We start from the raw sequence: 13,421 nt of genomic DNA, 5'->3' as shown, positions 1-13,421 counted from the left end.
CACTTACTTGCTTAAATCAAGCTGATAGACAGCAAAACCAATGTCGTCGTTAGCGACTTTTTTCATTGGGTATTGACCTTTTTCTTTGATAAAGGCGGCGGCTTTGTCGGTCGGCGAGGTTTCAAAGCGGATGTCCAGCGGCTGCTTGCTGGCTATAGGCGCCAGACGCCAGTTGTTGTCCGCCGCAGGATGAATTTCGCCCTGAGCACCGATCCAGTTAGCCAGCACCGAGCGGTTCTCATCCGGGGAAGCAAACGCGATGTGGCTGTCGCCAGTTCCGGCAAACTTGCCGCCGTAAGCGCGGTAGTTATTGGTCGCCACCAGGAAGACGGCATTCGGGTCGATAGGTTTACCCTTGAAGGTGAGGTCTTTGATGCGCTCGGCCTTCGGGTTCACCATCTGGCATTCACCGTCGTAGCGAGCCGGCTGGCTGACGTCTATCTGGTAGTTCACGCCGTCGATGACGTCGAAGTTGTAGGTACGGAAGCCGTCCCAGTTGATCAGTTCCTGAGGCTTAGTGCTGTTCACGTCGATCTGGTTGAACTGCCCGGCAGAACACTCCAGCCACTCTTTAACTTCTTTCCCGGTCGCTTTAACCACCACCAGCGTGTTCGGGTAAAGGTAGAGATCGGCGGCGTTGCGGAAGGTCAGCTGGCCTTTTTCAACTTCAACAAAGCTGGCCGGATCGTTTTTACGCCCGCCCACTTTGAACGGAGCGGCGGCGGAAAGCACCGGCAGATTCGCAAGATCCGGGTCTCCCTGAATGTATTTCTCGACGTAGGCCTTCTGCGCGTTATTCACCACCTGAACGGTGGGATCGTCCTGCACCAGCGCCAGATAGCTGTACATGTTGTCAGCCGATTTACCCACCGGCTTGCTGACAAACTCGCGGGTTGCAGCGTGATCGTGCTCAAGCACTTTCTTCAGGTTCTGATCTTCTGCCGCCAGCGATTTTTTGGCTACGCTGTCATAAATTGGCCGCGCTTCCGCCTTGCTGCTGGTGACCTTCCAACTGCCAGAATCGTTGTTCAGCACCAGATCCACCACGCCGAGGTGGTCGCCCCACATGCCAGGCATCACGGCAGGCACGCCGTTCAGGGTGCCTTTTTCGATATCGGCCCCTTTAATATTGGCAAAGTCTTTTCCAGGGAATACGGCATGGGCATGGCCGAACATAATGGCGTCCACGCCTGGTACCTGGCTGAGGTAATAAACGGAGTTTTCTGCCATCGCCTGATAAGGCTCGCTGGACAGCCCCGAGTGGGCAATCACGACGACGACATCAGCGCCCTGTTGGCGCATTTCCGGCACGTATTTTTTGGCGGTTTCGGTAATGTCGTTCACCGTCACTTTGCCGCTCAGGTTGGCTTTATCCCAGGTCATGATTTGCGGCGGCACGAAGCCGATGTAGCCGATGCGCAGCGTCTGGGTTTTACCGTCTTTGTCTTTGACTTCGGTTTCTTTAATCAGGTACGGCGTGAACATTGGCTTCTGGGTTTTCACGTCGATGATATTGGCGTTCACGTACGGGAATTTCGCGCCAGCGAGGGCTTTGTGCAGGAAGTCGAGGCCGTAGTTGAATTCGTGGTTGCCCAGGTTGCCGACCGTATAGTCGAGCGTATTCAGCGCGTTATAAACCGGATGAATTTCCCCGGCTTTAAGCCCTTTTGCGGCCGCGTAATCACCGAGCGGGCTGCCCTGAATAATATCGCCATTATCCACCAGCACGCTGTTAGTGACTTCACCGCGCGCGGCATTGATCAAACTTGCTGTGCGTACCAGACCGAACTTCTCTGTCGGCGTATCTTTGTAGTAATCGAAGTCCATCATGTTGCTGTGCAGATCGGTCGTTTCCATGATCCGCAGGTCAACGGTGGCCGCATTGACGCTGGCGGCTATCAGCGTCGCCAGAAGCGTTGCGCTAAACTTAATCATGTTTAAATGTCCTTTTTAGAGGTACGCCACAAAGGGCAATGTATATACAGACTGTTGCTTACAATTTTGTGAAGTCTGCCAGAATTTAAGCCCGGTAAACCAGAAATGCTTCACAGATAGCGCATCGTGGTGCAATGAGATATAAGTAAAACAATAAGTTATTCGCTCGATGTAGCGCAGAGACACAACGCGAGGTGGAGAATGTTAGAACAAATTTGCCAGCTGGCCCGCGAGGCCGGGGCCGCTATCATGCAAGTTTATGAGGGAGAGAAACCGCTTCAGGCGATGCATAAGCTTGATGACTCTCCGGTAACGGCGGCGGATCTTGCCGCCCACGACATTATTCTGAAAGGGCTGAAAGCGTTGACGCCGGACATCCCTGTGCTGTCAGAAGAAGATCCCCAGTCGTGGGATACCCGCCAAAGCTGGCAGCGCTACTGGCTGGTCGATCCGCTGGACGGTACAAAAGAGTTTCTTAAGCGTAACGGCGAGTTCACCGTGAATATCGCGCTAATTGAAGGTGGAAAAGCGGTGATGGGCGTTGTCTACGCGCCGGTGCTGAAGATTATGTACAGCGCCGCAGAGGGGAAGGCCTGGAAAGAAGAGTGCGGCGTACGCAATCAGATTCATGTGCGGGATGCCCGCCCACCGCGCGTGGTGGTCAGCCGGTCTCATGCCGCCAACGATAGCGAGCTAAAAGAGTATCTCCAGCAGATGGGTGAGCACCAAACCACGGCCATTGGTTCGTCGCTGAAGTTCTGCCTGGTGGCAGACGGTCAGGCCCAGCTCTATCCTCGCTTTGGGCCAACCAATATCTGGGACACCGCAGCAGGGCACGCCGTGGCGGTCGCTGCCGGGGCGCACGTTCATGACTGGCAGGGTAAGCCGCTGGACTATACCCCGCGCGAGTCGTTCCTGAACCCCGGTTTCCGTGTTTCTATTTACTGAGTAACCCTTGCAGCAGGCTAATCACCTGCTGCACTTCCTGCTGGGTTAACGGACCATCTTTGGCGAACTGGATCCTGCCTTCTTTATCCAGTACCACGATAGCAGAGCCACCCTGTTGCAACTGCCACGCTTTCGCCGCTACGCCGTTACTGTCGACGATAAACTGCGACCACGGAAACTCTTTCTTGTTACTTTCGATGCTGCTGCGCACGAACATGCTGGTGCCAACAATTGCGTCGTCGGTATTCACGATGGTGGTGGTCTGGTACTTATCATGCGGGAATTTTGCCGCTTTGATGGCTTCAACCATGGCCGCATTTTCTTCTTTGGCACTTGAACGACCGGCAATATGCTGCAGGACTCTCACTTTCCCAGGCAGCTGCGCGCTATTCCAGTTTTTATAACTAAACTTATTGTTATCCAGTACCAGTTCGCCCTTATCGGTAATACCAATAGGGGACACTCGCTGATTATTTTCAAAGTTATGGGCTGAGGCCATGAACGGCAGCAGCAGAAGAGACAGCGCCAGCGTTTTGCGCAGGGTCATCGGTGACTCCTTATTGTTGTTAGCAGGTGATCCGACCACTTGGGCCGATGTTTTAAGCATATGTGCTGAATAAGCATCTGTCCCGCAAGCAAAGTGCCAGTTTGCGGGCTGACGCACATAACCCTGAAATTTGAAGGCTTACGCTGCCGTTTTTTACATTTAAAAATATTGTTCTGCAACTTTGTAATCTTTTAGTAAAAAAACTTCTACACACTAGGTGACCTTCGATATCTGGACTATAGTTTTCGAGCACCAAACTTTTTCGCCTCATTTTGTCGGGCCAAATGTAGCTCGCAGAGGCGTTAACATGCAGGAGTAAAGAACAATGAAAATTTTCCAACGTTACAACCCCCTTCAGGTGGCGAAGTACGTGAAGATCCTGTTCCGTGGACGGTTGTATATCAAGGACGTTGGCGCTTTCGAATTTGATAAGGGCAAAATCCTTGTCCCGAAAGTTAAGGATAAGCAGCACTACTCGGTGATGTCCGAGGTCAACCGCCAGGTGATGCGCTTACAGGCGGATATGGGCTAAGCCCAAAAATTGTAAAAAAAACGGCCCCGAAGGGGCCGTTAGTGTTTATAGAGCTTGCTTACTGCTCCTGAGGCTCTTCGCCATCAGGCAGCTTTGGCGACAGCGCGACAGGCTTATTGTCGATACGAGTTACCAGCAGCTGGTCGATGCGGTAGTTATCGATATCCACCACCTCGAACTTGTAGCCGGAGAACTTCACCGAGTCTGTGCGTTTCGGGATCTTACGCAGCATAAACATCATGAACCCGCCGATGGTTTCGTAGTTACCTGACTGCGGGAACTCATCAATATCCAGCACGCGCATCACGTCGTCAATTGGCGTGCCGCCTTCCACCAGCCATGAGTTTTCATCACGGGCAACGATTTGCTCCTCCATCCCCTGGCCGACCAGGTCGCCCATCAGCGTCGTCATCACGTCGTTCAGGGTAATGATACCCACCACCAGCGCGTATTCGTTCATGATAACCGCGAAGTCTTCCCCGGCGGTTTTAAAGCTTTCCAGCGCTTCGGAGAGCGTCAGGGTGTCCGGCACAATCAGGGCGTTACGCAGATGCACACCGCTGTTCAGCGCCATGCTTTGGTTGCCCAGCACGCGGTTCAGCAGCTCTTTGGAATCAACATAGCCAACGACGTGGTCGATATCGCCGTTACACACCAGGAACTTGGAATGCGGATGTTCAGCGATGGTGGACTTCAGGCTTTGCTCGTCGGCGTGCAGGTCGAACCAAATCACGTTTTCGCGCGAGGTCATGGAAGACGGCACGGTACGCGATTCCAGCTCAAAGACGTTTTCAATCAGTTCGTGTTCCTGCTTACGCAGCACGCCTGCCAGCGCGCCGGCTTCAAACACCGCGTAAACGTCGTCAGAAGTAATGTCGTCTTTACGAACCATCGGCAGCTTGAAGATGCGGAAAATAACGTTAGCCAGGCCGTTGAAGAACCACACTAAAGGTCTGAAAACAAACAGACAGAAGCGCATCGGGTTGATAATACGTAAAGCAACCGTTTCGGGAGAAATCATACCGATGCGTTTCGGGGTGAGGTCTGCGAACAGAATGAACAGGCTGGTGACGAGGGTGAATGAGATAATAAAGCTGAGCTGGTCGGCGAGTTCTGGAGCCAGAAAACGCTCCAACAGAATTTTAAACGCCGGTGAGAAAGCCGCATCGCCGACGATACCGCCGAGAATTGCCACGGCGTTAAGGCCAATTTGTACGACGGTAAAGAACATGCCCGGCGTTTCTTGCATCTTTAGCACGCGCTGGGCATTGACGTTGCCTTCATCGGCCAGCAGCTTAAGTTTGATTTTACGAGAGGCGGCAAGCGAGATCTCAGAGATTGAGAAAAAGGCACTAATAGCAATAAGGATAAGTATTATCAAAATACTGTTTAACATAATTTATCTGGCTGTTGTGGCCAGGTCCTCGGAAGGGAAAAGTGGATAAATCTCAGGGGTCAAACACAAGAAATGCTGGCCGCTTTTGTGAACGAGCCAGCAAATTCAAGGAGTAGTATAGCGTAAGGATGGGATGTGCTACCAGAGGCTGTAATTTGACCGGCGGAAAGCCGCGTTTTTATTGATCTGTTTTTTGATTAATGGGATTAACGTTTGGCGCATTGTATAAGCTGCTTTTCTTCTTTTTATCCCCGGAACTTTTCTTCTATTTTTGCCACTCACCTGACCGGTTAGCCCACTATCAGGAGAGCGTTCACATGGTCAATTCCGTTACTTCCGTGCACAGACATGCGGCGGAGCTTCCTCCCTTACCGGAACACAGCGGCCAGCGACCGGCGTCGATCGCTTCGGGTTCATCTGTGGCCACTTCTGCTGCCGTAAGCGCGCATGAAAGCCTGCATTTCGTGGGTAACAGCGTTTATGGCTCGGCCAATGAAGCCGCGATCCATCACCAGCTTGGCACGCTGTTTGGCAAACATATTAACGGCGATAACCATGCTGAAATGCATGCTCTGATTGAGTCGAGAACCCGTGAATTACACAAAATGGGGGAAACGCCTGCCTCTGTTGAAGCCGTGCTGACTAAAGGGCACCAACTGGACAGGCTAGGGCAAGTTGCGCGAGGTGCCGTGCGAGCTATTCCGTTTGCCGCCGCGTCTGTCGCCTACGATAAAGTCCCGCTGCTGAGCGCTTTTGCCCACACTGCGGCGGAAATTGGTCTCCATGCTGGCCTGCAGTCCAGCATCGCCGACACCATTGGCACCACGCTGCTTAACCGCGCCACGGCAACGAATCCCTGGCTGTCCGCCAGGGACAGCGACCTGCATCCTGTCATGCGTGAAGCGGTAAAAGAGGCAAAAGCGAGCTTGCTGACGACGGTGGCGGAAACCGGGGCAGCTATTCAAACCTATTCAGCACGTAACCTTGCGCGTCTGGCGACGGCAGCAACGCTGACGCATTTTGCCGGGGCGAAAGTCGCTGGTGAAGCCGATACGTGGCTGTCTGCAGCGGGCGGTCTGTTGGCGGGCGGTGCAATGAGCGCCATTTTGCATGCGGTGGACGAAAGCAAAGGCCGAACCGGGCCGGAGTATTTGCTGGGGCGCAACGACTGGCAGCAGCGGTTCACTGACTTGAAAAATACGCATGTGGTGAGCGATACGCTTAAAAACGCCGCTCAGCGCGTGGCGAAGCTTCCCCTGGACATTGCCACGGATAGCCTGAAAGCGACGGCAAGCGTTCTTTCTGCACCGAGCCTTGGGAAAACGGCGATGCTGGCCGGGGGCTTTGCCGGTGTGATTAGCCTGCGTAGCGCGATTGGCGCTGCTGTCGCCCACGCCTTCCCCAGAGTGAATGCTGCTTCGCTGAGCGCCATTAGCCATGCCACCAACGTCGTGGCCTCGGCCCCGGTGTTCTTCGCCGTACCTGCGGCTGAGATCCTCGCTGACGCCGTGGCGGACAACATGACGCAAACGCTGCAGGAAAAGGTCCCGGCGGCCGTGAACTCGGCGGCAGGCTGGATCGGGCATCAGCTGCAGGCTGCCTTAAATCGCCAGCCAGCAACTTCACTTAATGCCGCAGAGCAGCAGGTGTAACTGACAGGTATAAGAAAAAGCCAGTCGGTTGACTGGCTTTATCGCGAAGCTTACTGGGGCGGCAGACAAACACCGATGCCGCCAATGCCGCAGTAGCCGTGCGGATTCTTGTACAGATATTGCTGGTGGTCATCTTCCGCGTAGTAGAACGGGCCGGCGTTGGCGATTTCAGTGGTGACCTGACGTTTATCGCCTGCGGCACTCATCGCGGCCTGGAAACGTTCAAGGCTGGCGCGGGCGGCTTTGTCCTGTTCCGGCGTGAGCGGGTAAATGGCGGAGCGGTACTGAGTGCCGACGTCGCCACCCTGGCGCATTCCCTGAGCCGGGTCGTGGTTTTCCCAGAACACCTGCAAAAGCTGCTCGTAGCTCACGACTTTCGGATCATAAACCACGCGCACCGCTTCAGCATGGCCGGTCTGGCCGCTGCAAACTTCGCGATAGGTCGGGTTGGGCGTGTAGCCGCCGCTGTAGCCGGCCGCCGTACTGTAAACGCCAGGAATCTCCCAATACAGGCGCTCTACGCCCCAAAAACATCCCATCGCAAACAGCGCGATTTCCATCCCGTCTGGTACATTTGTCATCGAGTGTTCGTTAACCGCGTGAAGCGTGGCGACCGGCATCGGCGTGTTGCGGCCCGGCAGGGCATCGGCCTGCGCCACAGTGTGAGTTTTTTCGAAGAATGACATGGTGTTGGATCTCCCGAAAATCGGCAAAAAAGCGAGCGGTTGTCATCAGACCTGCAATTGCAGACAATACATCCGAGTTAAAGACTACATTACATATAAGAAAGATTTAGGCTAGTGAGTTATTTTCAACCCTCGATGTTAGGGTTTTGTTAATCCGCGGAGCGGGAATGACGTTTCCTTCCAGGGGTGGGAACAAGGATATTCAGGAGAAAACGTGCCAGTAATCCGTACTTTATGTATTACAAGCCTGTGTGTGGCGAGCGCATGGGCAAACGCCGCGAGCGTGCGTTTGCAGGTTGAGGGACTCAGCGGCGAACTGCAAAAAAACGTCCGCGCTCAGCTTTCAACCATCCAAAGCGATGAAGTGACGCCGGATCGTCGCTTCCAGGCACGCGTCGACGACGCCATTCGCGCAGGGCTAAAGGCGTTGGGCTACTACGAGCCCACCATCAATTTCACGCTTAAACCACCGCCGCAGAACGGGGGGCGTCAGGTTTTGCTGGCACAAGTTGACGCCGGGCAGCCCGTGTTAATCGGCGGCACTGATGTGATTTTGCGCGGCGGTGCGCGGACGGATAAAGACTATCTGGCATTGCTGCCCAAGCGGCCAAAAATAGGTACCGTGCTCGATCACGCTGACTACGATAACTTCAAAAAAAGCCTCTCCAGTATCGCGCTGCGTAAGGGCTACTTCGACAGCGATTTCCGTAAGAGCCAGCTAGGTGTCTCTCTCGAAAGGCATCAGGCATTCTGGGATATCGACTACGACAGCGGCGAGCGCTATCGCTTTGGGGCGGTGACCTTTCAGGGCTCCCAGATTCGCGAAGAGTATTTGCAAAACCTTGTGCCTTTCAAGCAAGGGGACTATTACCAGTCGAGCGATCTGGCCGAGCTTAACCGCCGCCTGTCCGCCACCGGCTGGTTTAACTCCGTAGTGGTGGCGCCCGAATTTGACAAATCACGCCAGACTAAAGTGCTGCCATTGCAGGGCGTGGTGACGCCGCGCACTGAAAACACAATTGAAACCGGGGTGGGTTACTCCACGGACGTAGGGCCGCGCGTGAAGGCCAGCTGGAAAAAACCGTGGATGAACTCCTACGGCCACAGCCTGACAACCAGCACCAGCCTTTCCGGCCCGGAGCAAACGCTCGATTTCAGCTACAAAGTTCCGCTGTTAAAAAGCCCGCTGGAGCAGTATTACCTGGTCCAGGGCGGTTTTAAGCGAACCGATCTCAACGACACAAAATCGGACTCCACCACCGTAGCGCTGTCCCGTTACTGGGATATGTCCAGCGGCTGGCAACGCGCCGTTAACCTGCGCTGGAGCCTCGACCACTTTACGCAGGCAGATGTCACCAACACGACCATGCTGCTTTACCCTGGAGTCAGCCTGAACCGTACCCGCTCACGCGGCGGCCTGATGCCCACGTGGGGTGACTCACAGCGTTACTCGATCGATGTCTCTAATACGGCCTGGGGTTCTGGCGTCGATTTCGGCGTGTTCCAGGCACAAAACGTTTGGATCCGTTCGCTGTATGAAAAACATCGCTTTGTCGTGCGCGGCAATGTGGGGTGGATCGAAACCAACGACTTCAAAAAAGTGCCGCCGGATCTGCGTTTCTTCGCCGGGGGCGACCGCAGTATTCGCGGCTATAAATACAAATCGATATCGCCAGAGGATAGCAACGGCAAGTTAACGGGGGCCTCCAAGCTGGCAACCGGCTCGCTGGAGTACCAGTACAACGTGACCGGCAAATGGTGGGGCGCGGCGTTCGTTGACTCCGGTGAAGCGGTGAATGACATCAAACGCAGCAACTTCAAAACCGGCGCGGGCGTTGGTGTGCGCTGGCAGTCCCCGGTTGGGCCTATCAAGCTCGACTTCGCGGTTCCGGTGGGTGACAAGGAAGAGCACGGTTTACAGTTTTACATCGGTTTGGGGCCTGAACTATGAGTCGCTGGAAGAAAATAAGCCTCGCGGTGCTGGCTGTGATTGTGCTGCTGATCGCGGCAGTCGGTTTCCTGGTGGGGACTACGCCTGGCCTGCATTTGCTGTTTAAAGGCGCTAATCGCTGGGTGCCGGGGCTGAATATCGCTCAGGTTGACGGCGGTTGGCGTAATCTGACGTTAAAGAACCTGCGCTATGAGCAGCCCGGGGTCGCGGTGCGTGCGGGCGAGGTTCACCTTGCGGTAAAGCTAAACTGCCTGTGGCACAGCAGCCTGTGCGTAAATGATTTCTCGCTGAAAGATGTGGATGTTGCGGTCGACACGAAAAAAATGCCGCCGTCTGCCCCGGTGCAGGAAGAGGACAGCGGCCCGCTGAACCTCTCCACGCCGTACCCGATTACCCTGAGCCGCGTGGCGTTGAATAACGTTAACGTGAAAATCGACGATACCACCGTCTCGGTGATGGACTTCACCAGCGGCCTGACCTGGGAGCAGCGCAACCTGACGCTGACCCCGACATCGCTGGAAGGCTTGCTGATTGCGTTGCCGAAGGCCGCGCAGGTGGCAAAAGAAGAGATTGTTGAGCCGAAAATTCAACACCCTCAGCCGGAAGAAGCGCCGCTCGGTGAAACGCTGAAGCAATTGTTTGAGAAGCCGCTGCTGCCGGAAATGACGGATGTGAATTTGCCGGTAAATCTGAATATTCAGGAGTTTCGCGGCGCGCGCCTGCGCCTGACCGGCGATACGGATTTGCTTGTCAACTCGCTGCTGCTGAAAGTGAGCAGCATCGACGGCAATCTCAAGCTGGATGCGTTGGATGTGGACTCTTCTCAGGGGCTGGTGAACGCCACCGGCAGCGCGCAGCTACGCGACAACTGGCCGGTTGACTTAACGCTCAACAGCACGCTGAACATCGACCCGCTGAAAGGCGAAAAGGTGAAGATGACCGTGGGCGGCGCCTTGCGCGACGAGCTCAAAGTGGGCGTCAACCTTTCAGGGCCGGTGGGGATGCAGTTGAATGCCAAAACCCGACTTGCCGAAGTCGGGCTGCCGCTCAACGTTGAATTGGACAGCAAGCAGCTTGCCTGGCCGCTGACCGGCGAGAAGCAGTACCAGGCCGACGATCTTAAACTGCGTCTGACCGGTAAAATGACCGACTACAAGCTGGCCTTTAGTACCGCCGTGAAGGGCGACCAGGTTCCGCCTGCCACCATCACGCTGGACGGCAAAGGCAACGAACAGCAGTTTAGCCTCGATAAGCTGCGCGTGGCTGCGCTACAGGGGAATACGGATCTGAAAGCGCTGGTGGACTGGAGCAAAGCCATCAGCTGGCAGGGGGAGTTAACGCTGGCCGGCATCAACACGGCGAAGCAGTTCCCGGACTGGCCCGCGAAGCTGGACGGTAAGATCAAAACCCGGGGCAGCCTGTATGGCGGCAGCTGGCAGCTGGATATTCCCGAGCTGAAGCTTGCCGGCAATGTGAAGCAGAATAAGGTCAATGTGGAAGGCACTCTGCAGGGTAACAGCTACATGCAGTGGAAGGTGCCGGGCCTGCATGTGGAGCTGGGCCGCAATACGGTGGACGTGAAAGGCGAACTGGGCGAAAAAGATCTCAACCTGGACGCAAATATCAATGCCCCAAATCTGGATAATGCCTTGCCTGGTTTAGGCGGAACGGCGAAAGGGATCGTGAAAGTTCGCGGCGACGTGAAAGCGCCACAATTGCTGGCTGACCTGACCGCTAACGGCCTGCGCTGGCAGGAGTTGACGATTGCCCGTGTTCTGCTTAAAGGCGATGTAAAATCGAGCGACCAAATTGCGGGGAACCTCAACCTGCGCGTAGAACGTGTTGCTCAGCCGGGCGTGAAGGTTGATCTGGTCACGCTGGACGCGAAAGGTGATGAGAAGCAGCACCAGCTTCAACTGCGCGTTCAGGGAGAGCCTGTTTCCGGGCGCCTCAATCTGAGCGGCAGCTTCGACCGTAACGAAGAGCGCTGGCGCGGCAAGTTAACGGATATCCGTTTTGATACGCCGGTAGGACCGTGGGCGCTCAACCGCGAGCTGACGCTGGACTTCCGCAATAAAGAACAGAAAATCGCCATTGGCCCGCACTGCTGGGTAAACCCGAATGCCGAACTGTGTGTGCCGCAAACTATCGACGCCGGGGCGAAAGGGCAGGCGCTGGTAAACCTCAACCGCTTCGATCTTGCCATGCTTAAACCAGTGATGCCGGCGGATACTCAGGCCAGCGGCGTGTTTACCGGTAGGGCCGACGTGAGCTGGGACAGCGAAGCTGGTGGCCTGCCGCAGGGCCAGGTGACGCTCAGCGGGCGCGGCGTGAAAGTGGCGCAGGTCGTGAACGGCAATACCTTGCCGGTTGCCTTCGACACGCTAAACCTCAACGCCGAACTGAAGAATAACCGCGCCCAGCTTGGCTGGCTGGTGAAGGTGGCGAATAACGGGCAGTTCGACGGCCAGGTTCAAATCACCGACCCACAGGGGCGGCGTAACCTTGGTGGCAACGTCAATATTCGCAACTTCTCCCTGGCGATTGCCAACGCCATCTTCTCGAAAGGTGAAAAAGCGGACGGTACGCTGAACGCGAACTTACGCCTCGGCGGCAACCTTGAGCGGCCGCAGATGTTCGGACAAATGCAGCTTAATGGCGTCGATGTCGAAGGCAACTTTATGCCGTTCGAGATGCAGCCGAGCCAGATTGCCATGAACTTTAACGGGATGAACTCCACGCTGCAGGGCGTGGTGCGCACGAAGCAGGGGCAGATTGTGTTAAGCGGTGACGCCGACTGGACGCAAATCGACAACTGGCGGGCGCGCATAGCCGCGAAGGGCAGCAAAGTGCGCATTACCGTGCCGCCGATGGTGCGCCTGGACGTTTCCCCGGATATTGAATTTGTGGCCACGCCAAGCCTGTTTACCCTCAACGGTAACGTTGATGTGCCGTGGGCGCGAATCGTGGTGCATGATGTGCCGGACAGCGCCGTGGGCGTATCCAGCGATGAAGTGATGCTGGATAAAGATCTGAAGCCGATTAACCCTAAATCTGCCGGGATCCCGATCAACAGCAACCTGACTATTCACGTCGGCAACAACGTGCGGCTGGACGCTTTCGGCCTGAAAGCACGTCTGACCGGCGACCTGAAAATGGTGCAGGACAAGCAGGGACTCGGCCTCAACGGCCAGATCAACATTCCTCAGGGCCGTTTCCATGCTTACGGGCAGGATCTTATCGTTCGCAAAGGCGAGCTGCTGTTCTCCGGCCCGCCGGACAACCCGTACCTGAATATTGAAGCCATCCGTAACCCGGACTCGACCGAAAACAGCGTGACGGCTGGCGTGCGTGTGACCGGCCCCGCAGATGAACCAAAAGCTGAAATATTCTCGGATCCGGCGATGTCCCAGCAGGAAGCCTTGTCCTACCTGCTTCGCGGCCAGGGCTTAGACACTTCCGGCAACGACGGCGACGCGATGACATCGATGCTTGTGGGTCTGGGGGTTGCACAAAGTGGTCAGGTTGTGGGTAAAATCGGCGAGACGTTTGGCGTAAGCAATCTGGCGCTCGACACCGCGGGGGTGGGTGATTCCTCTCAGGTGGTGGTTAGCGGCTATGTACTGCCGGGTCTACAGGTTAAATATGGCGTAGGTATTTTTGACTCTCTGGCGACGTTAACGTTACGTTATCGTCTGATGCCTAAGCTGTATCTGGAAGCGGTGTCTGGCGTAGATCAGGCACTAGATCTGCTCTATCAGTTTGAGTTTTAGC

9 protein-coding genes are annotated in these 13,421 nt (G+C 55.5%); 5 read left to right on the top strand and 4 right to left on the bottom strand.

The genetic code is table 11. The features are described 5' to 3' along the window. Positions 1-3: 3 nt before the first annotated feature. Entirely contained in the window at positions 4-1,935 is a 1,932-nt protein-coding gene (locus F3J28_RS14545) for a bifunctional 2',3'-cyclic-nucleotide 2'-phosphodiesterase/3'-nucleotidase (RefSeq protein WP_166877205.1), read from the bottom strand. Positions 1,936-2,136: 201 nt separating this feature from the next. On the opposite strand from F3J28_RS14545, the gene cysQ reads away from it, so the two are divergent. After that, positions 2,137-2,883 (top strand): 3'(2'),5'-bisphosphate nucleotidase CysQ, encoded by a 747-nt coding sequence (gene cysQ / locus F3J28_RS14540; protein ID WP_166877202.1) that lies wholly within the window; start codon positions 2,137-2,139, stop codon positions 2,881-2,883. On the opposite strand, the gene F3J28_RS14535 is transcribed toward cysQ, so the two are convergent. Further along, entirely contained in the window at positions 2,873-3,430 is a 558-nt protein-coding gene (locus tag F3J28_RS14535) for a YtfJ family protein (protein WP_166877200.1), read from the bottom strand. The two genes, cysQ and F3J28_RS14535, sit on opposite strands and share 11 nt — an antisense overlap. A 325-nt stretch (positions 3,431-3,755) precedes the next feature. On the opposite strand from F3J28_RS14535, the gene F3J28_RS14530 reads away from it, so the two are divergent. Next, the gene (locus F3J28_RS14530; protein ID WP_008460430.1) at positions 3,756-3,962 is read left to right on the top strand and encodes a DUF1107 domain-containing protein; all 207 of its coding nucleotides are present in this window, start codon (positions 3,756-3,758) and stop codon (positions 3,960-3,962) included. Positions 3,963-4,020: 58 nt separating this feature from the next. On the opposite strand, the gene paeA is transcribed toward F3J28_RS14530, so the two are convergent. Further along, positions 4,021-5,358, bottom strand: coding sequence for a polyamine export protein PaeA (gene paeA / locus F3J28_RS14525; RefSeq protein ID WP_008460431.1), 1,338 nt, complete (start codon positions 5,356-5,358; stop codon positions 4,021-4,023). 317 nt (positions 5,359-5,675) lie between these two features. Between paeA and F3J28_RS14520 the strand changes: the two genes are divergently transcribed. After that, entirely contained in the window at positions 5,676-7,010 is a 1,335-nt protein-coding gene (locus F3J28_RS14520; RefSeq protein WP_166877198.1) for a hypothetical protein, read from the top strand. A gap of 50 nt (positions 7,011-7,060) precedes the next feature. Here the strand turns inward: F3J28_RS14520 and msrA are convergent, their stop codons facing one another. Further along, a complete protein-coding gene (gene msrA / locus F3J28_RS14515; protein WP_166877197.1) occupies positions 7,061-7,696 on the bottom strand; it encodes a peptide-methionine (S)-S-oxide reductase MsrA in 636 nt (211 codons plus the stop codon). Between the two features lie 214 nt (positions 7,697-7,910). On the opposite strand from msrA, the gene tamA reads away from it, so the two are divergent. Both tamA and tamB read left to right on the top strand, forming a co-directional pair. Then, a complete protein-coding gene (tamA, locus tag F3J28_RS14510; RefSeq protein WP_008460440.1) occupies positions 7,911-9,647 on the top strand; it encodes an autotransporter assembly complex protein TamA in 1,737 nt (578 codons plus the stop codon). Continuing rightward, complete coding sequence (gene tamB, locus F3J28_RS14505; RefSeq protein WP_166877195.1) at positions 9,644-13,420, top strand: autotransporter assembly complex protein TamB; 3,777 nt, start codon at positions 9,644-9,646, stop codon at positions 13,418-13,420. The genes tamA and tamB overlap by 4 nt, the downstream gene beginning before the upstream one ends. Position 13,421: the final 1 nt, after the last annotated feature.

Source organism: Enterobacter sp. Ap-1006 (genome assembly GCF_011752835.1).
Lineage (GTDB): Bacteria > Pseudomonadota > Gammaproteobacteria > Enterobacterales > Enterobacteriaceae > Cedecea.
The sequence above is the reverse complement of the archived record's forward strand: the minus strand, read 5'-3'. Positions and strand labels throughout refer to the sequence as shown.

Bases quoted from the DNA above. Each gene is read 5' to 3' on its own strand.
- F3J28_RS14545 (WP_166877205.1), bottom strand. From the start codon at position 1,935: ATGATTAAGTTTAGCGCAACGCTTCTGGCGACGCTGATAGCCGCCAGC.
- cysQ (WP_166877202.1), top strand. From the start codon at position 2,137: ATGTTAGAACAAATTTGCCAGCTGGCCCGCGAGGCCGGGGCCGCTATC.
- F3J28_RS14535 (WP_166877200.1), bottom strand. From the start codon at position 3,430: ATGACCCTGCGCAAAACGCTGGCGCTGTCTCTTCTGCTGCTGCCGTTC.
- F3J28_RS14530 (WP_008460430.1), top strand. From the start codon at position 3,756: ATGAAAATTTTCCAACGTTACAACCCCCTTCAGGTGGCGAAGTACGTG.
- paeA (WP_008460431.1), bottom strand. From the start codon at position 5,358: ATGTTAAACAGTATTTTGATAATACTTATCCTTATTGCTATTAGTGCC.
- F3J28_RS14520 (WP_166877198.1), top strand. From the start codon at position 5,676: ATGGTCAATTCCGTTACTTCCGTGCACAGACATGCGGCGGAGCTTCCT.
- msrA (WP_166877197.1), bottom strand. From the start codon at position 7,696: ATGTCATTCTTCGAAAAAACTCACACTGTGGCGCAGGCCGATGCCCTG.
- tamB (WP_166877195.1), top strand. From the start codon at position 9,644: ATGAGTCGCTGGAAGAAAATAAGCCTCGCGGTGCTGGCTGTGATTGTG.